General features: G+C 39.7%; 19 protein-coding genes and 1 tRNA gene. 14 read left to right on the top strand and 6 right to left on the bottom strand.

Features of this window, described 5'->3' with window-relative positions; all coding sequences use genetic code 11:
• The first annotated feature begins 233 nt into the window (after positions 1 to 233).
• The gene (locus E0H87_RS03380; RefSeq protein WP_131322311.1) at positions 234 to 821 is read left to right on the top strand and encodes a DUF4112 domain-containing protein; all 588 of its coding nucleotides are present in this window, start codon (positions 234 to 236) and stop codon (positions 819 to 821) included.
• Between the two features lie 62 nt (positions 822 to 883).
• On the opposite strand, the gene htpX is transcribed toward E0H87_RS03380, so the two are convergent.
• Positions 884 to 1789 (bottom strand): protease HtpX, encoded by a 906-nt coding sequence (gene htpX, locus E0H87_RS03375; RefSeq protein ID WP_131322310.1) that lies wholly within the window; start codon positions 1787 to 1789, stop codon positions 884 to 886.
• A gap of 130 nt (positions 1790 to 1919) precedes the next feature.
• Positions 1920 to 2738 (bottom strand): lytic transglycosylase domain-containing protein, encoded by an 819-nt coding sequence (locus E0H87_RS03370; protein ID WP_227547308.1) that lies wholly within the window; start codon positions 2736 to 2738, stop codon positions 1920 to 1922.
• A gap of 548 nt (positions 2739 to 3286) precedes the next feature.
• On the opposite strand from E0H87_RS03370, the gene ttcA reads away from it, so the two are divergent.
• Positions 3287 to 4210: a tRNA 2-thiocytidine(32) synthetase TtcA gene (gene ttcA, locus E0H87_RS03365; protein WP_131322500.1), complete on the top strand. Its 924-nt coding sequence runs from the start codon at positions 3287 to 3289 to the stop codon at positions 4208 to 4210.
• Between the two features lie 230 nt (positions 4211 to 4440).
• Positions 4441 to 4824, top strand: a complete 384-nt coding sequence (locus E0H87_RS03360) for an SCP2 sterol-binding domain-containing protein (RefSeq protein WP_131322308.1) — start codon at positions 4441 to 4443, stop codon at positions 4822 to 4824.
• Positions 4825 to 4888: 64 nt separating this feature from the next.
• Here the strand turns inward: E0H87_RS03360 and E0H87_RS03355 are convergent, their stop codons facing one another.
• Positions 4889 to 6001, bottom strand: a complete 1113-nt coding sequence (locus E0H87_RS03355) for a transglycosylase SLT domain-containing protein (RefSeq protein ID WP_131322307.1) — start codon at positions 5999 to 6001, stop codon at positions 4889 to 4891.
• 366 nt (positions 6002 to 6367) lie between these two features.
• On the opposite strand from E0H87_RS03355, the gene greB reads away from it, so the two are divergent.
• From greB to E0H87_RS03310, 9 genes are all read left to right on the top strand, one after another.
• Positions 6368 to 6847, top strand: coding sequence for a transcription elongation factor GreB (greB, locus tag E0H87_RS03350; protein WP_131322306.1), 480 nt, complete (start codon positions 6368 to 6370; stop codon positions 6845 to 6847).
• A gap of 104 nt (positions 6848 to 6951) precedes the next feature.
• Positions 6952 to 7041 (top strand) — tRNA-Ser (locus tag E0H87_RS03345).
• A gap of 615 nt (positions 7042 to 7656) precedes the next feature.
• On the top strand, positions 7657 to 9063 hold the full coding sequence (locus E0H87_RS03340) for an aldehyde dehydrogenase family protein (protein WP_131322499.1): 1407 nt from the start codon (positions 7657 to 7659) through the stop codon (positions 9061 to 9063).
• 198 nt (positions 9064 to 9261) lie between these two features.
• Complete coding sequence (locus tag E0H87_RS03335; RefSeq protein ID WP_131322305.1) at positions 9262 to 9924, top strand: helix-turn-helix transcriptional regulator; 663 nt, start codon at positions 9262 to 9264, stop codon at positions 9922 to 9924.
• Positions 9925 to 10143: 219 nt separating this feature from the next.
• Complete coding sequence (gene uraD, locus E0H87_RS03330; protein WP_131322304.1) at positions 10144 to 10644, top strand: 2-oxo-4-hydroxy-4-carboxy-5-ureidoimidazoline decarboxylase; 501 nt, start codon at positions 10144 to 10146, stop codon at positions 10642 to 10644.
• Positions 10644 to 10979 carry a hydroxyisourate hydrolase gene (gene uraH, locus E0H87_RS03325; RefSeq protein ID WP_131322303.1) on the top strand — a complete coding sequence of 112 codons (336 nt, stop codon included), beginning with the start codon at positions 10644 to 10646 and terminating at the stop codon, positions 10977 to 10979. The genes uraD and uraH overlap by 1 nt, the downstream gene beginning before the upstream one ends.
• Positions 10980 to 11024: 45 nt before the next feature.
• Positions 11025 to 12401, top strand: a complete 1377-nt coding sequence (locus tag E0H87_RS03320) for a nucleobase:cation symporter-2 family protein (RefSeq protein ID WP_131322302.1) — start codon at positions 11025 to 11027, stop codon at positions 12399 to 12401.
• Between the two features lie 184 nt (positions 12402 to 12585).
• The gene (locus E0H87_RS03315) at positions 12586 to 13881 is read left to right on the top strand and encodes a hypothetical protein (protein WP_131322301.1); all 1296 of its coding nucleotides are present in this window, start codon (positions 12586 to 12588) and stop codon (positions 13879 to 13881) included.
• Between the two features lie 492 nt (positions 13882 to 14373).
• A complete protein-coding gene (locus E0H87_RS03310; RefSeq protein ID WP_131322300.1) occupies positions 14374 to 15438 on the top strand; it encodes a hypothetical protein in 1065 nt (354 codons plus the stop codon).
• Positions 15439 to 15552: 114 nt separating this feature from the next.
• Here the strand turns inward: E0H87_RS03310 and hpxO are convergent, their stop codons facing one another.
• Positions 15553 to 16710, bottom strand: coding sequence for an FAD-dependent urate hydroxylase HpxO (gene hpxO / locus E0H87_RS03305; RefSeq protein WP_131322299.1), 1158 nt, complete (start codon positions 16708 to 16710; stop codon positions 15553 to 15555).
• A 414-nt stretch (positions 16711 to 17124) separates the two neighbouring features.
• Positions 17125 to 17841: a FadR/GntR family transcriptional regulator gene (locus E0H87_RS03300; protein WP_131322298.1), complete on the bottom strand. Its 717-nt coding sequence runs from the start codon at positions 17839 to 17841 to the stop codon at positions 17125 to 17127.
• Positions 17842 to 18003: 162 nt separating this feature from the next.
• Here E0H87_RS03300 and alc point away from each other — a divergent pair, with 162 nt between their 5' ends.
• Together alc and E0H87_RS03290 are read left to right on the top strand one after the other, a co-directional pair.
• Positions 18004 to 19011 carry an allantoicase gene (gene alc / locus E0H87_RS03295; protein ID WP_131322297.1) on the top strand — a complete coding sequence of 336 codons (1008 nt, stop codon included), beginning with the start codon at positions 18004 to 18006 and terminating at the stop codon, positions 19009 to 19011.
• A gap of 65 nt (positions 19012 to 19076) precedes the next feature.
• A complete protein-coding gene (locus E0H87_RS03290) occupies positions 19077 to 19613 on the top strand; it encodes an ureidoglycolate lyase (protein WP_131322296.1) in 537 nt (178 codons plus the stop codon).
• Between the two features lie 13 nt (positions 19614 to 19626).
• On the opposite strand, the gene E0H87_RS03285 is transcribed toward E0H87_RS03290, so the two are convergent.
• Positions 19627 to 20637: an isopenicillin N synthase family dioxygenase gene (locus tag E0H87_RS03285; protein ID WP_131322295.1), complete on the bottom strand. Its 1011-nt coding sequence runs from the start codon at positions 20635 to 20637 to the stop codon at positions 19627 to 19629.
• Positions 20638 to 21008 lie beyond the last annotated feature (371 nt).

Here is a 21008-nt window from a genome sequence, read left to right as displayed (position 1 = left end):
GCAGTATCAACAAGGTTCGATTTCTAAAACTTCATGTTGAAAGTGATTCATCTATGACGCCATGTAATGGTCAATGTTCTTACAGACGGCTGATTTAAGGAGAGTGACTCGATAGTTAGATGAATAGCGGGGGAGTTGTTCATTTTTCTGGAATTTTGAATAACCCTTTGTTACGGCATTCGCAAACAAAATGTTTTAAGCTGTAGTGAAATCAATATCATGCCGACATGAACATGCCTGAACAGCAGCGAGCTACCCCCAAAACACCGCAAGAAGTGATTCGTTTAGAGCGTGATTTGGCGAAATATGCCAATCTCATGGATTCCGTAATTCGGATTCCTTTTACCAAGCAGGGCGTGGGGGCAGATGCTGCCTTGGGTACCATACCTGTGGCGGGAGATGTTGCTGGTTTTGCTCTAACCTGTTATGCGATTTACAAAGCCAAGCAAATTGGAGTGCCGCAACATAAATTAAACGTGGTGTATAAACTGGCGGTAATGGATTTGCTGGTGGGATTTATTCCGATTGCAGGCACGATATTTGATATTTTTATTCGTCCAAGCCGTAAAGCACTCGATGTTGTACATGAGCATATTCGTGAGGAATATCAAATACACGACACGGCACATGTAGTTCATCCTTATTTACATGAAAAATTAGAAATGAAACAACAGCATTCGGCATTTTGGCGTCAGCCAGTGATTGCGTGGCTGTGGCTACATATTCCAGATTTAGTGGGGCTAGTTTTTATTATTGGTCTGTTGCTGGCAACGTGGTATGGATTTACTGCCGTATGGGCGTGGGTTCAAAACTGGTCATAAGTTATTTTTTAGCATAAAAAAGCCTCCAACATGGAGGCTTTTTTGAATCTTTAAAATCAAGTTTATGCACAGTCTAATTGTTGTAAGGCTGCTACGCGTTGTTCAATGGTTGGGTGAGTTTGAAATAAGGCTGCTAAGCTAAACCCTTGTTCTTTACCTTCCGCAATCGAGAATGCTTTCATTTCTTTAGGCATTTGGTCTGGAAGTTCTGATTCTGCTTGTAAACGTAATAAGGCAGAAATCATGGCTTGCTTGCCTGCTAAACGCGCACCAGCTTCGTCAGCACGGTATTCACGATGGCGTGAGAACCACATCACGATAGCAGAAGCCAAAATACCAAATACGATGTCTAAGACAATAGTAATACCGAAGTAAGCCAATCCTGGAGCTTCTCCGTCTTCACGACCGAATACATTACGGTCAATGAAATCACCCACGACACGTGCGAAGAACATGACAAAGGCGTTAACAACACCTTGGATCAATGCCAGTGTGACCATATCACCATTGGCAACGTGACCAATCTCGTGAGCCAGTACTGCACGCAATTCATCTTTATTCATACGCTCAAGCAAGCCTGTAGAAACGGCTACGAGCGCATCATTTTTATTCCAACCGGTTGCAAATGCATTCGATTGGTAAGATGGGAAAATACCCACTTCTGGCATGTTAATACCAGCATGCTGAGACAATTCCGCAACTGTTTGTAGCAACCAAACCTCTGCTTGGCTACGTGGAGCATTAGGGTCAATAAGTTCAGTGCCAGTTGTTTTTTTCGCCATCCATTTCGACATGAACAGAGACACTAAAGAGCCAACCATACCAAACACGAAACAGACGACTAAAAGGTTGCCTAGATTCAAGCCACCCGCGCCATGGTAACTACCGACACCGAAGAGTGACAAAATAATGCCAGCTACAACCAGTACCGCGAGGTTGGTTAGCAAGAACAAACCAATCCGCATCATTGAGAAAATCCTCTTAATATAGAAATATAATCTGATTTATAACTTATAAATCATAAGGATCAATATGCGGTGAATATTGCAAAAATTCAAGAAAAAAACGTGATTCGTCGCTAAAAATAACATTTTTCTATTAATAGATTCGCGCAGATGCCGAAGCATGTTCTGTCGAATAAGTCCCTGATCGCGGTGCATCGGTATAACTACCATCGGCTGCAATGATGATCTGACGTTGACTACTTCTAGAGGATGGGTTTGGAATGGACTCCGCCTGTGCTGATTGAGCATTAATTTGATCAGCACTGTAATTTACAGATTGGGCAACGATTTTACCTGAGTTGCTAGCGCTGCTGATCAAACCGCCTGCATAGAGATTACTATAACGGCTACTTACACGACGTACATAGTCTTGGGTTTCTTTAAAAGGGGGAATACCGCCGTATTTATCGACATTGCCTTCACCCGCATTATAAGCAGCGAGTGCCAGTGAAGTATTGCCATTAAAACGTTTGAGTAACCAGCTTAAATATTTGGCACCACCCATAATATTTTGCTGTGGGTCATAGGCATTTGAAACATTGAAGCGACGTGCAGTTGCAGGCATCAGTTGCATTAAGCCTAAAGCACCCACAGGTGAGCGTGCATTTACATTAAAGCCCGATTCAGTATGCATCACGGCTTTAATTAAACCTTCAGAAATCCCATGGGTTTGGGCTGCCTGACGAATCATGCTGTCAAAAGCATTTCGATTACGGCTATAGCTCGGCAAAACTGAGGATTCTGAACTTCCCCAGTTGCTATAACTGTGCATGTTACTGTCGGGATAATAGGTTTTTTTTTCGACTTTTAAGTGGCTATATTTATTTTTTTTATTGGTGAGTAAGGTTGTGCCATTCGAATCAGTCAATTGATAAATGGTTTCACCCGCAACGCAGGTAGAGCTGATCAACATTAAAGATGCACAGCCAAGAAAGTAAGCTTGAATGTTATGCCATTTATTTTTCATTTTTTATCAATTTTTCTGTCCCCAAACAGTCAAGATAAGTTTAGCAAAAAACGCTTAGATAAAAAGCGTTACTGGATTTTATTTTTCATGACTTTGTAAAAATCAAGCTTGATTGCGGAGTTAATAATCAAAAAAAAATTTAATTTATTTTTAATCAGGATTGCTTGACTATATTAAGTCATTGATATTTATTTAAAATAAAATTGATCAAAAAATGATCAATTTAAATAGAAGCCTTAAACTATGGGAAGAATCACCTGTCAAGTGTTTTGAAATCCACAAAGTTATCCACAGCTTTTGTGGACAACTGTGGAAAAGTCCAAAAGATAAGCGTTTGGGCTAAAAAATGAACTGCAACGTTCAAATTTACCCTTTTTTTAATAAGGAAAAATGACAATAGGATTTGGTCATGAGAATTTACATTCTTTAGATGCGATTGCCTGACGAATCATATAAAATTGCGCGGTATTTTTATTTATGGGTTAATCGTGCCTATGTACTCGCCAGTTGAGTCCGAACAAGGGTTTAATTTCAAGCCAGAACTCCCAACCAGCTCTGCTTACTATCGTTTGTTAAAAAAGCTTCGCCGCCAAGTGGGGCATGCGATTCGTGATTTTAAAATGATCGAAGATGGCGATAAGGTCATGGTCTGTATTTCTGGTGGTAAAGACAGTTATACCTTGCTGGATATCTTATTGCAGTTTAAACGTATTGCACCGATTAACTTTGACGTGGTTGCGGTAAACCTTGACCAAAAGCAACCGGGTTTCCCAGAAGATGTATTGCCGCGTTATTTAGAAGAAAACAACATTCCTTACTATATTTTGGAAAAAGACACTTACAGCATCACTAAAAAGTTAACCCCAGAAGGGAAAACTTACTGTGCGGTGTGTTCACGTTTACGTCGTGGTTCATTGTATGGTTTTGCACAAGAGATTGGTGCAACCAAAGTAGCGCTTGGACATCACCGTGATGATATTTTGGCGACTTTCTTTTTGAACTTGTTCCATGGCGGTAGCTTAAAAGCGATGCCACCAAAATTGTTGTCTACAGATAAAAAGAACATCTTGATTCGTCCACTGGCCTATGTGGAAGAAAAAGACATTATTAAATATGCAGAAATGCGTCAGTTCCCAATCATTCCATGTAATTTGTGCGGTTCGCAGGAAAATCTGCAACGCGCGATGTTAAATGACATGTTGCGTACATGGGACAAAGAGCATCCGAAACGGTTACACAGCATTTTTGGTGCCTTACAGAACGTTTCACCCTCTCAATTGGCCGATCGTGAACTGTTTGATTTTGAAGTGCTCGATTCACAACGTGAATTCGACTTTAAAGGCGAAAGTTGTTCGACGGATGCTGAACCTGAGAACAAACGTATCAATATGGTGAATCTTGGCTTTGCTGTAGATTAATTTTGTCATTTAAGCCAATGCAAAACACCAATCTATGATTGGTGTTTTTTTTATGTGAATGATTTTGATAAGTTTTGTATAAGAAATATAAAATATGAACGGTACGTACAAAAAACTTTAGGCACATGTAGGGTATACATGCTATAACAATCTGCAAGCGTATTTTAGCTTCACAATGATGTCGCCTGGATAGGTGACACAAAATGAACAAATAAATTTGAGGAAACATCATGCCTGCCTTTTTAACTGATGATTGGTTTTCAACTGTAGAAACTTTGACTGCGCAAGCAGGGGATTTAAATTTGCCACCAGCTTTGGCAAATTTAGCCATTAACTTGGTTGTGACAGATACGAGTGGTAATACCGAATTGGCATTAGATGGCGGCAGAATCTTAAAAGGTTTGTCTTCAAATGCTAAAACAACGCTCAATATGGATGCTGATACACTTCGTAAAGTATTCTTGGAGTTTGATATGGCTGCTGCGATGCAAGCATTCATGACAGGTAAAATCAAAGTTCAAGGCGATATGTCACAATTGATGGCATTGCAAACGGCAAAACCAAGCCAAGAACAAAAAGATTTATTTAAGAAAGTGCTTGAGCTCACTGCTTAAGTTTTTCGCAAAAAAAAAGCTTACCCGAGGGTAAGCTTTTTTTCTGTCTTCAATGAATGACTATTTATATATTCACTAATTGAGGCGTATTTTTAATGTATTCCAAATAAGAACGAATACGCGTGACATATTGTACTGCTTGTCGATAGCGACCATTCTGCGCTTTATGGCCATCTAAATAACTATATAGGTTTACCCAGTTATTCGGATCTTTGCCTTGGGCACTGATACGCTTTTGAATCTGATCGACTGCACCTGGTCCCATATTATAGGCGACCAAGGCATACCAGTTACGATCTGGATATGGCACTTCTTCGAACTTACTCAGCATAAGGTCGTAATATTTCGCACCACCCTGAATACTTTGCGCAGGATCGGTACGATTGGTGACACCCATCGCCTTTGCTGTGCTATTGGTTAGCATCATGATGCCACGTACACCAGTAGGCGAAATTGAATCGGGTTTTAGGTACGATTCTTGATAGCCTATAGCAGCTAAGAAATGCCAATCGAGGTCGTATTTCTCAGCAGTCCGTTGAAAGCTGGCTTTATAAATCGGCATGCGTTTACTGAGGTCACGTTCAATAGAATCCCATGACTCGGCTTGCACGACATTACGATTATAAAAAGAAGCCAATTGGCTAATTGAACCGGTTTGTTTACCCTGACAGACAAAACCGCTCGCAGTTTGAGTCAAAGGGTCATCAGCATGTTTAAATACCCAATTCAATTGTGTATTTAAGCCATTTTTTTGTAGGCTATATAAGTCACCACAGGTGGCTGAAAATGAGGCCAGTTTTTTGCTTTCAATGTTTTGAATGCTTGATGTGGTAATGGCAAAGTTTGCTTTACCTTGATCCACCATTTTTAATGCAGTGGCATTATCAGGAACTGTGGTAAACACCAGTTCTACATTCATACTGTCAGCATAATTACGGGCAAGGTCATAACCAAAACCATGTAAATGCTGTCCATCTTTAAAAACAGTAGATGGATTTTCTACACCAACCACTGTGAGTTTGTTGTTATTGACAACAGCGTCATATTGGTAAGCCTTGCTGGCATTAATTGTATGAAATGGAATTAAGGCTGCGGTGAGTGCTAAGGCTTTTAAAGGGAGAGAGAAGGTTAATGAGTTAAGGCTAAGCCTCGACCCAGAAGATGAACTACTGTGCATGTTGTCTCCGCTACAAGTAATTTATGCCCAAAAAATCTAAAGCAAACGAGGCCTTAAACTTTTACAAGTTTGATAAATTCAATAAGGGGTGGGCAGTCATGGACGTCATTCAAAATGACATGGGAAAAAATGAAATTATGCAGTCAAAAACCACATAGGTTAAAAAGTACACTAAACAAAAGATGAAGGCATAATAAAGTCGGAAATTTAGATTGTCAAATTTAGTATAAAAAATAGTGAAAAAATGTAACATAACTATCTAATTTAATTAATAAATTATTTTTATACCCTTTTGTTGTGGTGAAAATGGGCATAAAATAGCTTAAAAATGTATCTATTTCGTACCTTGAAAAGTCAATTTGCAATATGAAATCTAATTTAATTACACGTTCTGGGCACGATAAATTGGTGGCTGAACTTCAGCATTTATGGCGTGAAGAACGTCCAGAAATTACCAAAAAAGTGAACTGGGCAGCAAGCCTTGGTGATCGAAGTGAAAATGCGGATTACCAGTACAATAAACAAATTTTAAGAAAAATTGACCGCCGTGTCCGTTACCTTGGAAAACGTTTAGAAGAGTTAAGAATTATTGATTTTTCTCCCGAGCAAGAGGGTAAAGTTTATTTTGGTGCATGGGTTGAAATTGAGAACGAACAAGGTGAGCAAAAACAACTCCGCATAGTCGGTGTTGATGAAATTTATGATCATCATCCGCAACATATTTCCATAGATTCGCCTATGGCACGCGCCTTACTTTCGAAACAAGTAGATGATGAGGTTGAAGTCATGACACCATCTGGGAAAAAGACGTGGTATATCAATAAAATCCGCTATGAAAAGCCGTAAATTACCTTTTAATTGAATTTTTGATTTTATTTTGTGCAGTTGAATAGAAAAATATGCAAAAGTATTTGCCAACTTAGAAAAATATTTATATGATAGCCGCCATTGGAAGCGTGGCAGAGCGGTTTAATGCACCGGTCTTGAAAACCGACGAGGGTGTGAGTCCTCCGTGAGTTCGAATCTCACCGCTTCCGCCAAATATCTAAATAAGCCCTTGTTTTTACAAGGGCTTATTTTTTATCTGTACTTTTACCCGTCAAGTGACTCTACAAAAATTTAGGATTGAAAAAAGGACTCGGTGTAACAAAGCTGTATTGGGATAGAAATCAATGACTCATTCGAAATAAGATATTTGATTACAAACACAGGGATAGATTTTGGGAGTCGCTGTTTTTAAGTTAAACATTTTGCTGAACCTGAATTTTTATTTTGAGAGGCAGCAGGGTGTTGGAAGAAAAGTCATGAAAAGAAATATAATTTAAAAAAATTCCAACAACTAAATGATGATTAAACACTAGAAATTAAAGAATTATTTATAACCAGATTGTCGGATGTTTATGTCAAAAATTGACTGAGCAAGCACGATATCACTTCTTTATTTTTTCAAAAGAGAACACAGTCATTTCTTTATTTATCCTAATAAATACATGTAAAATTACATTAAAAAATACTGATACCAGATTGTAAAATAAAAAATTAAAGCGTATTGTTTTTATGCTGAGTTGCGTTAAAATCATCCTAAAGGATGAGTTTATGAATAATAATCAGCGATAAACTTCATGTAAAAGAACATCAATATGGATATGAGTCAGATGAATAGCAACATGTTGTTGAATGGTGAAACGGTTGTAGGTCAAGGTGAAGCTTTTGCAGTGCTCAATCCTGCAACAGAGCAAACGATTGTCGAGATTAACAGTGCAACAACTGAACAAGTTGATCAAGCGGTGCAAGCTGCGCGTGTCGCGTTTAAAACATGGCAACATGTTTCTGATCAGGTGATTAATGAAAGTTTTCTGAAAATTGCACAAGATATTCGTGCAGAAAGCAATGAAATTGCTCAGTTGATTACTACTGAACAGGGTAAACCGTTGGCTTTGGCACAATTTGAAGTTGAAGCTGGGGCAAATTGGATTGAATACATTACCAGTTTGGAAGTACCAGTCGAAACGATTGCTGATCCGAGTGGTAAGACCATAAAGGTCTATAACCGTCCATTGGGTGTTGTGGCTTCAATTACACCTTGGAATTGGCCATTTATGATTGCAATCTGGCATTTCTTTCCTGCGCTGAAAACCAAGAATACCGTGGTAAATAAGCCATCTGAATTTACACCGCTCAGCACGATTAAACTCGTTGAGATTATTAACCGTCATTTGCCAAAAGGTGTTTGTAATATTGTCTTAGGGAAAGGTGATGTTGGTCAGGCGCTCAGTGAACATATAGATGTAGATAAAGTAACGTTTACGGGTTCAACACGCACTGGGCAAAGTATTCTGAAACATTCCGTCAATACATTAAAAAGTGTTGTGCTTGAATTGGGCGGCAATGATGTCGGGATTGTATTAGATGATGTGGATGTTGATGTCGCAGCTGAAAAAATCTTTGGTTCTGCATTCCTAAATATGGGACAAACCTGTGCAGCATTAAAGCGCTTATATGTACACGAAAATGTATATGATGCACTAACACAGAAACTGACTCAAATCGCCAATGCACAAGTGGTTGGCAATGGATTAGATTCAGCGACGACATTTGGTCCAATTCAAAACCACGTTCAATATAACAAAGTGAAAGGCATGATTGAGGATGCTGTGGCGCAAGGCGGCCAAATTATCACTGAAGCGAAAAAAGTCAGTGAGCATGGCTACTTTATTCCACCTACACTCGTGACCAATGTAAAAGAAGGCATGGCTTTGGTCGATGAGGAACAGTTTGGTCCAGTCTTACCGATTATCAAATTTAGTGATGTGGATAGTGTGATTGAACGTGCCAACAAAAGTATTTTTGGTTTAGGTGGTTCAGTTTGGAGCAAAGATCTAGATCGTGCACAAGAACTTGCCAGCAAACTTGAAACAGGAACCGTTTGGATTAACAGTCATTCCGATGTTTCACCCGCAGCCGAGTTTGGCGGATGGAAAATGTCTGGCTTGGGTTATTCCTTTGGTTTAAGCGGATTGTTATTGTTCACGCATAAACAAGCGATTCATATTTCTCAATAATGAGAAAAATAGATCAACATGTGTGACTAATGATATGAGTTCTAGAGTTGAGTGTGATTTTTTATTGATCATATTCAACGGCTAGAAAATATTAAAACTAATTTTTAGAATATTTATTAGTCACATCATTTATTGGCAGGAAGCTAATAATGTTGCTCTATCTATTATATTAAATTTTCAAAAGGATGATGAAAATTTATGTTCAATCATAATTTTATTCAGCAGTTTAGTCATGATTTTATTGCTCAAATAAAACACGTTTCCGATATTGATGGTTTTTTAACATATAAAATCGATAATATTGAGCATGCCTATGATTTTGAGCAAGGTGGAATATCAAAAAGTGCAATTGATGAATATTTAAATGGCAAAATTGCATATGATCCTGTTAGTTTTAGGCATTTTTATCATGGTGATCAGAACATTGCCCTTTTGGGGCAACATCAACCGAATGAAATCTTTCTAAACTTTATGCAGCGCTGGCAAGTGGAAGATACGGCTGAATTTTTCTTCAGAAAACGTGATGGACAACCGATCTTTGGTTTGAGTATTTTTAGAGAACAGGGCAAAGCCAAATTTAATCAGCAAGAAAAGAAAATATTTGAATCTTTTCATCGATTATCTATCGATCACTTTCATCATCATGTTGACATGATTAATAAAGATAAAATCATGGATCAATATCAATTAACCAAAAAAGAAATTGTGGTTTTGGAAGAATTATTTACAAATCTGGAAGCCATTCAAATTTCCCAAAAACTCAATTGTAGTTTGTCGACCATAAAAACACATGTTCAACATATTTATCAGAAATTAAATGTAAATAGTCGACAGGAATTGGTTTTTAAACTCATAAGATAATCAGTTGTTCAATTTTATATAATCTATTCAGACTAACTTTATAATAATTTTCTCATTTCCTATTGGTTCTATATATCCTCAATTATTTTATGCTTTTACACGAATAAATGAAAAGCGTGCGACGGGCTTGATCACTTTCCAATCATACTTGGCATATTCATTGCTTGATTTATTTCATCTGGTCAGACCAGTCTGACAATGTGTTGATATGGAGCAATGATGGATTTAGAGCAATTTAATCAGTTAAGTGCAGAGCAAAGTAAAGCGCTACTACAACCTTGTGTACATATATCAACTTGGGTGGAAGCTTTGACTCAGCAGCGTCCATATGCTTCTAAAGATCAACTCTTTCACTATGCCGCTGAGCAGGCTAGTGGTTGGACATGGGCGGAAATTGCAGAAGCATTGGCGCAGCATCCACGCATTGGGGAACGCCAAGCCGCAGTAGAACTGAGCGATAAAGAGCAGCTTTTTTCTAAAAATGAACAGGCCCAGTTAGGCAGCAATCAGGCGATTCAGCAAGCACTTTATCAGGGCAACTTGGAGTATGAGCACAAATTTGGACATATCTTTCTTATTCGTGCAGCAGGGCGTACGGGGCAAGACATGCTTTCGGAATTGCAACGCCGCTTAAGTAATACCCCCCAACAAGAGCAACAAGAAGTACAGCAACAACTGACGGAAATTGCACTGCTACGTTTAATACAGGAAATTCAATAATGGCTGGAATTAGCACTCATATTTTAAATGCTTCAATCGGGCTGCCTGCGCCTCAAGTTGTCGTCAAATTATTTCGACAGTCTAAGGCTGGTATTGTGATGTTGGACGTGCAACAGACTGATGCGGATGGTCGAATCAAAGCCTTTCAAATGGATGAATTGCTCAAGGGAGATTATCAACTGGTGTTTGAAGTCGGCAGCTATTTTCAGCAGCTAGAAGTCGCCAGTTTTTATCCGAGAGTTTGCATTGACTTCACTGTTGCAGATGAACATCAGCACTATCACGTGCCGTTATTGATCAGTCCATTTTCTTATTCAACTTATCGCGGTAGCTAAATGTAGCCAAGACACGCATCAAATTTATCTTTAGAGGAATAACACATGCAGCAAGAGCAGATTCATTCAGATCCGTCACAGGTTGCCCCAGAGCATCAGCACTTGGGGCTAAACAAAAATGTCATGTTTGGTTTACAGCACGTCTTAACCATGTACGGTGGCATTATTGCACCGCCCCTGATTATAGGGGCAGCAGCGGGTTTGGCACCTGCTGAAATTGGATTGCTTATTGCGGCAGCGTTGTTTGTGGGTGGTTTGGCAACCGTGTTACAAACCATTGGATTTAAATATTTCGGGGCAAAACTGCCGATTGTTCAAGGCGTCTCTTTTGCAGGTGTTGCCACCATTTTAGCTATTTTAAGTACAGGTGGAGGCTTAGCTACGGTTTATGGAGCGGTAATCGCAGCTTCACTGATTGGTCTGGCACTGACGCCTTTTTTTGCAAGAATTATTCGCTTTTTTCCGCCTGTGGTTACGGGGTGTGTGATTACCATGATTGGTATTTCGCTGACCCCCGTCGCGATTCGTTGGATTATGGGTGGAAATCCGAAAGCTGAAAATTGGGGAGATCCTGCCAATGTGGGTTTGGCTGCCTTAACTTTAGCGATAGTTTTGATTTTTAGTATGCTGCGTCAGGTGATCTTACGCCGTTTAGCCATTTTGATGGCAATTGTACTGGGCACAATTTTCGCGTGGGGAATGGGCTTTACTGATTTCAGCAGAGTTGCATCAGGACCAGTGATGGCATTTCCTCATTTATTTCACTTTGGTTCGCCTGTATTTGAAGTGACTGCCATTTTATCGATGGTGATTGTGACCTTGGTGATTATGACTGAAACCACAGCAGATATTATTGCCATTGGGGAAATTGTTGGGACCAAAGTCGATGCGAAACGTATAGGCGATGGACTGCGTGCCGATATGTTATCGAGTGCTATTTCACCATTGTTTGGTTCATTTTCGCAAAGTGCCTTCGCGCAAAATGTGGGTTTGGTTGCCATTACGGGGATTAAAAGTCGTTTTGTGGTGGCAACAGCGGGGGGCATTTTAATTTTACTGGGGTTATTTCCAATTGTAGGGCGTTTAATTGCATCCATACCTATGCCTGTATTGGGTGGAGCAGGTATTGTGCTATTTGGTACGGTTGCTGCGAGTGGTATTCGCACACTCTCCAAAGTCGATTATAACGAGCATGGCAATTTAATTATTGTGGCGACTTCATTGGCGATAGGCATGATTCCAATTGTGAATCAGGAGTTTTATGCCCAGTTTCCAACTTGGGTCAAAACCTTATTACATTCAGGTATTAGTTCGACGTGTATTAGTGCCATTTTACTGAATTTATTATTTAACCATTTACCACGAACTCAAGCACAGGGTGTGTTGAAATCAGTATCGAGCAAGACTGAACATTCCACCTAATGTTGGGTTTGCAACACACCTAATTTACTATTTTTTAATCATCATTATTTAAAAGGTACTTATTCATTTTTGAATAGGTCTAGGGGATTTTTGACTGTAAAAAGTCAAAGAGTGAAGTTTGAAAAAATATAAACCATTGTTTATTAAAAATAAGTTCCTTTTAAATATAAAACTTGGGGTATTTATGAAACATTTTAAAATTCAATCGGCTGTGCTCATGCTCGTCACAACTACTGCAATGCAAGCGTGGGCGGCAGACACCAGTTTGAATGGGGTGCTGAACTTAAAACAAGACTGTCAGGTTGTAAATAATTCTGTCAGTTCATTCACAGAGGTCTTGGGCTGTGGTGCTGTGCATGGCGCAGTAAAGTCACTGTATTATTCGACCAATAATGCCTATTTTGTGGAAGGGCTTAACCAAGATACGGTGGCAATCGGGGGGTATATTAAATACGAGACTGCCCCTTTTTATGGTGTACAGGCGGCTGTGGGATATGACCTGCAACGTCGCTTAGATGAAAAAAATAAACATCCAGAAGTGTCCGAGCTGAAAGATGATCGTGATGGTTTAGGGGAAGCATACATCACATGGAAAAATGATAAGGCGCGAGTGACCATTGGTAATCAGCGCCTCAATTTACCTTTTATGGGCGATTATGCGGATCGACGTGTATTGCTCAATCTGTACCAAGCGGCGGATGTACAGATTGGTAATAACAAGGATTATTTACGTTTAACCAAAGTCAATAAATTCAAGAGTTATGGCGATGATGAGTTTACTGAAACGACTCGTCAAACTAGTAACATTTCGACGGATGGCGTCTGGTCGATTGGCTTGGGGAAATCCTTTGCCTTTGCTGAGCAAAAACAGTTGAAAACTCAATTGTGGTATCAACATTATGATGACTACACGCATTTAATTTATACCCAAGCCGATTTTGCTGTACCACTTTGGAAAACTGCACCTGAGTTTTCAGTGCAATATCTGAATGGGCGCGAGCAGGGCAAGGCTTTGGCAGGGGAAGTCAACAGTCACATCTTTGGGGTACAAGCCGCTTTAAACGTGGTGCCGAAAGCGACTTTAAAACTCGCTTATGATTATATTAAGCCTGATCAGGACAGCTATTTGAATGGCGCATTATTGACACCGTATGCCACAAAAACTTCTTCAGGTGAAATTTTTGCACAGCCATTTTTTACCAGTACGCAGGATTTAGGCGCAGGTAATGCATTGATGGCATCCCTAGAGGGTAAACTCACGGATCAAATGATTGCAGGTGTACGTTATTCATTTATGGATTTAAAAGAAGATGACCGTTTGAAAAGCCGTAATCAGTCTGAATATATGCTGTTTGGCATCTATAATTTTGCTGGTGCACTCAAAGGTTTAAGCGTGAGTAACTTTGCAGGTATTCAAACTTCTCCTCGCTATAACAAAGATTTCTTACAGAACCGTTTTGCCATTTCTTATAAATTTTAAGCGTTCATACCAAGCAGCATTCTGTTAAAACAAGGATGCTGTTCCGAACTTTTTTTACATATATAAACTATCAGTAACCTAGATAATAAAGAAAATATATAAATGGCTTGCTTAGTTTTTTCTTCTGGATAAACAAAGGATATAATATTTTGGCTTACATTTATTCAATATTCAGATGGTCAGTTAAAAAGTGAAGCATTGGAAATAATTCCTTTGTTATTTAGTAAGGAGAGACCTTTTACAGGAAAGAGGATTTGATAAAAATTAAGTTTGTAATTGCGTAGCTTATAAAGCTTATAGATATGGTTAGAAAGCTAAATATTTCACCCGTGATAGAAGTATGGGAGATTCTTTACGGCAACGTGCTTTGATAGAAAGAATAAGTAACTATTCACACGTTTCAATTATTTACAACTTAAAATTACCAACGCATAGAACTTTAATTATTGTATTTACGATGCCCAATAAGAATAGCAAAGAGAGGTCATAACAATGAAAACGATTCATATCAATGAACTTAAAACCATCCTAAAGAATTCCGATGACTCTAAAAAGGAACTATCCAAATATGTTGATGTAATCTATACAGAAAATGGATTTGACTACATTCCGAAAAAGAACGTTACTATCATCGCAAATGATGGTACAGAACTAACCCAAGATAGTGAGAATCTTGCAGTAAAAGACCGTAGAGGATTTGTTGTCAATCCAACCCAACACTTTTCCCTCATCCGATCTGATCAAGCATTTATAAATTTTAGCCTTGGATCACTATTCAACCCTATTGCAGATATGATCATAGACTACGAAAGGGAAAGACGCATTGATAAGTTTTTCAATAAAAAAAGAACTGGCAACTATGATAAGATTGTGATCTCTGTAGGTGACTCATGGTATCAACACCCATTAAATAAAGACATCATCGATATGCTTGATGAAAAACATGAGAATTTAGCTATCTATTGTATTGCCCGAGCCGGTCAAGAGCTACGTGAAATAATCGCTAAGAAAGAATACGTTTCACCATTAAAAACTGAAAAAGCCACTGTATTTTTACTTAGTGCAGGCGGGAATGACATTTTAGCCGATACATCTGCCTTTGTTTATGACTATGACTCCAATAAGACAGCCCGAGAGCATTTAAACAAAGAGTTTTATAATAAATTAGAGCAACTAGAATTTTGGTACAAAGAGGTTTTTTCAGGTGTGCAGCTATATAGCAAAACCGTTGAAAAAATTATCGTAAACAGTTATGCCTACCCTATTCCGATTCAAACAGGTGATGGTAGATTTGGGCATTGGATCGGGAAAAATCTCTCAAAAAAACGAAAAATCAAAGATCATGATTTGCAAAAGGCTATCATAGCTGAAATGATTAATGATATGTATGCAACTCTTTTGAAAGTGAGCAAACTGCCTGAATATGGTGGAAAAATCATCTTAATGGATTTCCGTGAAAAACTGAAAAAAGTATCCAATTGGTTTGATGAGATTCATCCCAATAAAGCCAATAATACTATTTTCGCTGACATGATTTTTAACGAAATGTCATCTTAGTTCCTCAACCTTATCCGCAAAAAAAGAAAAAGCCAGATAGATAAACTATTTGGCTTTTTGTCAGAAAATTACAAACTGATAATTAGTCAGTTGTTGTTTTTCACACAACTTTTTTTAATCTAAAGGATTGCCCACAATATTGCTGATAATGCCTTGCATGATGTGCGTGCCTTGCTCTTGATAGAGCGATTGATACCATTCTTCGGTCAGTTGACGATCTTTCATATGGGTCACATCACAGCGTTTACGTGCACGTAGTACCATTTCTCGGGTGCGTTCATTGCGTTTGTTTTGGTAGCGATTCAGTGCATCTTCCAGCCCAAAGGTATTGATTTGTAAGGCACGCGCTAAATAAATCGCATCTTCCATGGCTTGGCAACCACCTTGCCCAATATCAGGCGTGGTACTGTGTGCAGCATCACCCAATAAAACCACACGTCCTTTATAAAAAGTCATGAAGGGCTCAATGTCATGAATTTCGACACGATTGGTTTTTTGCTCATCTATATTTTCAATTAATTGCTGTACGGGGGCACACCAGTCTTTAAAATATTGTTTTAATGATGTTTTATATTGATCACGTTGATTGTCCAGTCCTGCTTCAAGGGGCACATCAAAAAAGAAGTAGAAGCGGTTATTGGCAACGGGCATCAGCGAGACGCGTTTACCTTCACCAATATAGGTGGTCCACTGTTGTGCTGGTGCTAAGCCTTCATCAATTTCGACCAAACCATTCCAATTGACATAGCCTGCATAGCGACGTTCCACATTGTGACCGAGCACGTATTGGCGGGTGAGGGAATGGGTTCCATCTGCTCCAATCAGCAAATCGGCATCCGCCGCAGATCCATCTTGAAATTGAATGCAGACATGCGCAGCATGTTCTTCAATGCCAATCATTTTTTTGCCTAACTGAATATCTTGCGGACCAAAATGTTGCATCAATAAATTTTGTAAATCGGCACGCGCCACAGGATAGGCTTTTTGTCCGACTTCTTTATATAGTGGGGTCAGACTAAATTGCGTCATGGTTTGCTGATTTAAGCCATCCACATAAGCCAGCGATTCCATTGCGCCACCCAAGGCTTGAATCTCATGGGTTAAGCCCAAATAGTTCAAACATTTGACCCCATTTGACCACAGTGAAATTGCGGCACCGACAGGTAAAATTTCGGTGGTTTGCTCGTAAATAGTGACTTGATGCCCAAATTTTTTTAATGCGATACCTGCGGTCAAACCGCCCATACCTGCACCGACAATTGCAATTTTCATCGATGAGAACCTTATCTATTCTGTTTAAAAAATAAAATGTATAAGCAGGATTAAGCGAGAACTGTGCCAATTTTATAAGACTGGTTTTACTGGTATGACCAGTGTTTATGCTTTATGAAATGGCATAAAAAGCAGCGTTGCATTGTGTTGTTTCATTCTATGAATGAAAGTGGTGCAGGATTGGAAAAAACGGTGGATGATGGGATATTTTCAAAGATGAACTAAATTCGATTAAGGCATTCATCCATAATGATTTGAAATATTTTTGAGTTCAGTTCAAATTTTAATTGGCGTCAATATTACCAAGTACTTTCAAGCTGGTAGGAGTATGGCGTTTTCCTCAATGAAAATATTGGTTCAAATTACAGTACTTTTCCCTAGTCTTAACGTTTAACTCAGTTCAGGGCGGTTACATTAATTTAAAACTTGATGTCTGGAAAAATAAACACCTGCGCGTTGTGCTGCTCCAATAATGTGCGCTTGCATGGCTTTTTCTGCGGCTAAAGCATCTTGTAAGCAGAGTGCTTTTAAGATGGCTTCATGTTCTTGCACGGTTTTAAAGGCTAAATTGGGTTGTAAGAAGGGTAACATTTGACTCTTTTTGATCCACTCTGTATGCATTTTAAGTGTTTGAATAATCGACTGATTATGGCTTAAATCAATAATGTGTTGGTGGAAGGCGTAGTCATATTCAGATGCGGCTTGCCAATTTTGTTGCTGAATGGCATGGGTGAGTTGTTCATGATATTGCTGGAGTAAGGTTTTATCTTCAGGGCTTAAATATTCACAGGCCAAGAGGGCAGAAAAGCTTTCCAAGACATAGCGTAATTGATAAAAGTCTTTTAGGGAGACACGGTGTTTGCCATCCCATTGCTCAGCGGCTTGGCTGTGCTGTGAAATTACATAGACGCCTTTACCCGCTTTAATTTCAAGTAAACCTAAAGCCGCCAGCCGCGTGACCGCTTCGCGTAAAGATGCTCGACTAATACCCAGTTGCAGTGCCAACTCGCGCTGCGAGGGCAGAATAGAACCGACATCATAAATCCCTTGCTGAATGCGTTGATGAATCACTTCTACAGCTTGCTCAGTCACCTGAGATGATTTTCCATTGAGCATGGCTTGTGACTTCATAATAGCGGCTGCATCCTAATCAAAAACGAACAACTTGATTCTACACAAAAAAATCAAAAGGTTTCGTTTTAGCAGAAAAATAAGCAAGATTTTTACAACAGGTCAGACCAGTTGGACTGGATTTTGCATAAGCTTAAACAAAGATAATGTTAGGAATGATCAATGACGGTGCATATTGCCAAAGCTGTAGATTTACCCAAGGACTTGAACGGTCTGACCAACTTAGCTGATGCACGTATTGGCGCCAGCATTGTGTCGTGTTCGGATCAGTTTTTTGCCGCAGCAGAACGCATGTTACAAACTGAACCCGCGCAATTTATCGATGGTAAATATGACGATAATGGTAAATGGATGGATGGTTGGGAAACACGACGCAAACGTGAAGCAGGCTATGACTGGTGTATTGTCCGTTTAGGTGTTGCAGGTATGGTTTCAGGTTTCGATATTGATACTTCGTTCTTTACTGGAAACTATCCTGCATCGGCATCCATAGAAGGCTGTTATGCAGCAGAGGATCAGTTGGATCAGGTCGAATGGTTACCTTTACTGAATAATTCGGTACTGTCACCCGATCAACATCATTTTTTTCAGTGTGAGTCTCATAAAGTTACCCATATTCGAATCAATATTTTCCCAGATGGCGGTATTGCACGTTTAAGAGTCTATGGTCAGGTGGTCTTAGAAAATATTGAGCCTGATCAAGTACTGGATTTAATAGGGCTGAAAAATGGCGGGCGTATTGTGGCGTTTAGTGATGCGCATTTTGGTCATCCCAATAATTTGATTAAACCTGATGCAGGTTTAAATATGGGAGATGGTTGGGAGACCAAACGACGCCGTGCGCCAGGGTTTGACTGGTGCATTATTGCCTTGGGGCAAGCAGGACAAGTCGAGCAGATTGAAGTCGATACCGCTTTTTTTAAAGGCAATTTCCCTGCCTTTTGCTCCATTCAAGCAGCGTATGTGGAAAATGCTACGGATGCACAGCTCATTCCGCAAAGTATGTTCTGGTCATTTTTACTTGAGCAACAACCTTTAAGCATGGACCATAAACATGGCTATACCAGTGAAATTTTGCCACATCACAAGGTCAATTATATTCGCGTCAATATGATTCCTGACGGTGGAATTAGCCGTATTCGCCTTTGGGGAAAAATGTCGGGACAATAACAAACAGGAGGACAGCATCGGTGACGAGATGCTGAATCTGTAGAATGAACAGTGAAGGAGGAACTATGCCTGAACAAGCCATTATTATTCAGCCCTTAACACGAGAAGGTTTTGCTTCTTTTGGCGATGTGATTGAAACTCAAGGGCGAGATCAGTTTGCTATAAATCAGGGGTTGACTCAGCGCTTTCATGCACTGTCTTTGCCCCAAGTGAGTGACGAAAATGGTGCAGTCGGGGTGAGCATTTTTCATAACCTAACCGCAATCAGAGTCCCTTTTCAAATTGAAATGCTCGAACGCCATCCTCTAGGTTCGCAATCTTTTATGCCTTTAGCGGGACAGAGGTTTATGGTTGTCGTGGCTTTGCCACTGAATGATGAGCAGCCAAATGAGCAGCAAATCTTTGCATTCCTAAGCAACGGTCAGCAGGGTGTAACCTATCATCAAGGGGTTTGGCATCATCCATTAATCACTTTGGAAGATGAAAGTGACTTTTTGGTAATTGATCGGATTGGTGACGGTCATAATTGTGATGTGCATACACTTTCACAACCAGTTTGGATTGTAGAATCGCATACACAGCCAGAGCTAGTTCTGCCCTGACTGTGTGAACGGTTTAGTATTTTCCTTCAAAGTTAGCGCTAATGCGTTGTTTTAAATATTCACGTGCGGTAATGGCAGGATATTTATGCGCAGGGCTTTCAATTAACACATCTTCATTGGCTTGGCAAAAGAATGCCAAACTATAACGTGCACCTTGATATTCGTGCGCTTCAGGGTTTTTTACGCGGTGGAAATTGGAGGGGAGTTGGTCATCACTCCAACGCATCAGCATATCGCCAATGTTGCAGGTAATCACATCATCACGGGGCTGAATACTGGTCCATTGTTGTTGCATATCTTTACCTGGGCAAACTTGCAGCCCGCCTTGTCCGTTGCGTTGAAACAATAAAGTTAAGCAGTCAAAGTCGGTATGTGCACCTGCACGCCATAAGCCCAATTGGTCTTTCAGCACAGGATCTACTGCATAGTAATGCAACATGCGCAGGGTACTTTGATAGGTTTCTTGCTCAGGATTGTGCGCATGGCTAAAGAAATCATCGGCAAAGCCCAGTTTATAGGCAAAGCAGGATAAAATTTTCATCCCAACTTCCCAACAGGCGTGTTCAAATTCCAACATGGTTTGTTTGAAATTAGGCAACTCTTGCTCTGAAGGATATAAGCCCATCATCCGTGGGCGAGTGATTTGATACGATTCTTTTTGGTCAGGCGTGTGGGTAGAAGGACGAATTTGTGCCTTACTTTCCCAACCCGCGTTACGGTTTAACGGATATTGTGCTTTGACTTGATCAGGGAGTTTAAAAAATTGCTCGGTCATGGCAAAGGCATCATGAATTTGATCGAGTGGAATGCCATGATGCGACACTTGGAAAAAGCCAATATCAGTTGCCGCATTCCAGAGTTCATCGGCAATTTGGTATTTACGCTGTTCAAAATCCGACAAATCAATCACGCGAACTTCACGTTCAAAGGTTTCTTCGCCAAAGGCACCCATACGTGCCTCTTTTTTTAATTCGTCCAAGCTGTAATCTTCTTCAGCTATTGGGTTCATATTTACACTGTTCATCTCTCTACCTCAAATTTTGGATATAGATGACCCAATTTTGCTGTAGATCAAAAATCGGGTCATTTTGGTCAAAAAAAGCCACATGTTCCTAACAGGTAAGAACATAGGCATATTTCTGAGCAATGACCCACAAAGATGATGAAAAGGATAATCTTTGCTGAACGCTTCTACTCGGACTAAAGATAAGCATTTTTTATACCAATGTGATGAAGGCTGAAAAATAGAACATGAAGAAGCACCGCCATGCGATTTTTAGCGCGTGTTGAATCGGCGCAAAAACAGGTTCAATTTTTGAATCATTTTTGCACAGTATGCTGCTATAAATTGGTGCACTTATTGATGGGTTTAAAGACGAAGGTTTGGAGAGATCA

The sequence above is a fragment of the Acinetobacter sp. ANC 4178 genome (assembly GCF_004331175.1).
Taxonomy (GTDB): domain Bacteria; phylum Pseudomonadota; class Gammaproteobacteria; order Pseudomonadales; family Moraxellaceae; genus Acinetobacter.
Note: the sequence above shows the minus strand (reverse complement) of the source record. Positions and strands in the feature narration are given on the sequence as shown.

Coding starts and splice junctions, on each gene's coding strand:
- uraH (WP_131322303.1), top strand. CDS start 10,644: ATGGCTGGAATTAGCACTCATATTTTAAATGCTTCAATCGGGCTGCCT.
- ttcA (WP_131322500.1), top strand. CDS start 3,287: ATGTACTCGCCAGTTGAGTCCGAACAAGGGTTTAATTTCAAGCCAGAA.
- E0H87_RS03310 (WP_131322300.1), top strand. CDS start 14,374: ATGAAAACGATTCATATCAATGAACTTAAAACCATCCTAAAGAATTCC.
- E0H87_RS03320 (WP_131322302.1), top strand. CDS start 11,025: ATGCAGCAAGAGCAGATTCATTCAGATCCGTCACAGGTTGCCCCAGAG.
- E0H87_RS03340 (WP_131322499.1), top strand. CDS start 7,657: ATGAATAGCAACATGTTGTTGAATGGTGAAACGGTTGTAGGTCAAGGT.
- htpX (WP_131322310.1), bottom strand. CDS start 1,789: ATGATGCGGATTGGTTTGTTCTTGCTAACCAACCTCGCGGTACTGGTT.
- E0H87_RS03370 (WP_227547308.1), bottom strand. CDS start 2,738: ATGTTGATCAGCTCTACCTGCGTTGCGGGTGAAACCATTTATCAATTG.
- E0H87_RS03290 (WP_131322296.1), top strand. CDS start 19,077: ATGCCTGAACAAGCCATTATTATTCAGCCCTTAACACGAGAAGGTTTT.
- E0H87_RS03355 (WP_131322307.1), bottom strand. CDS start 6,001: ATGCACAGTAGTTCATCTTCTGGGTCGAGGCTTAGCCTTAACTCATTA.
- E0H87_RS03360 (WP_131322308.1), top strand. CDS start 4,441: ATGCCTGCCTTTTTAACTGATGATTGGTTTTCAACTGTAGAAACTTTG.
- alc (WP_131322297.1), top strand. CDS start 18,004: ATGACGGTGCATATTGCCAAAGCTGTAGATTTACCCAAGGACTTGAAC.
- uraD (WP_131322304.1), top strand. CDS start 10,144: ATGGATTTAGAGCAATTTAATCAGTTAAGTGCAGAGCAAAGTAAAGCG.
- greB (WP_131322306.1), top strand. CDS start 6,368: ATGAAATCTAATTTAATTACACGTTCTGGGCACGATAAATTGGTGGCT.
- E0H87_RS03300 (WP_131322298.1), bottom strand. CDS start 17,841: ATGAAGTCACAAGCCATGCTCAATGGAAAATCATCTCAGGTGACTGAG.
- E0H87_RS03335 (WP_131322305.1), top strand. CDS start 9,262: ATGTTCAATCATAATTTTATTCAGCAGTTTAGTCATGATTTTATTGCT.
- E0H87_RS03285 (WP_131322295.1), bottom strand. CDS start 20,637: ATGAACAGTGTAAATATGAACCCAATAGCTGAAGAAGATTACAGCTTG.
- E0H87_RS03380 (WP_131322311.1), top strand. CDS start 234: ATGCCTGAACAGCAGCGAGCTACCCCCAAAACACCGCAAGAAGTGATT.
- E0H87_RS03315 (WP_131322301.1), top strand. CDS start 12,586: ATGAAACATTTTAAAATTCAATCGGCTGTGCTCATGCTCGTCACAACT.
- hpxO (WP_131322299.1), bottom strand. CDS start 16,710: ATGAAAATTGCAATTGTCGGTGCAGGTATGGGCGGTTTGACCGCAGGT.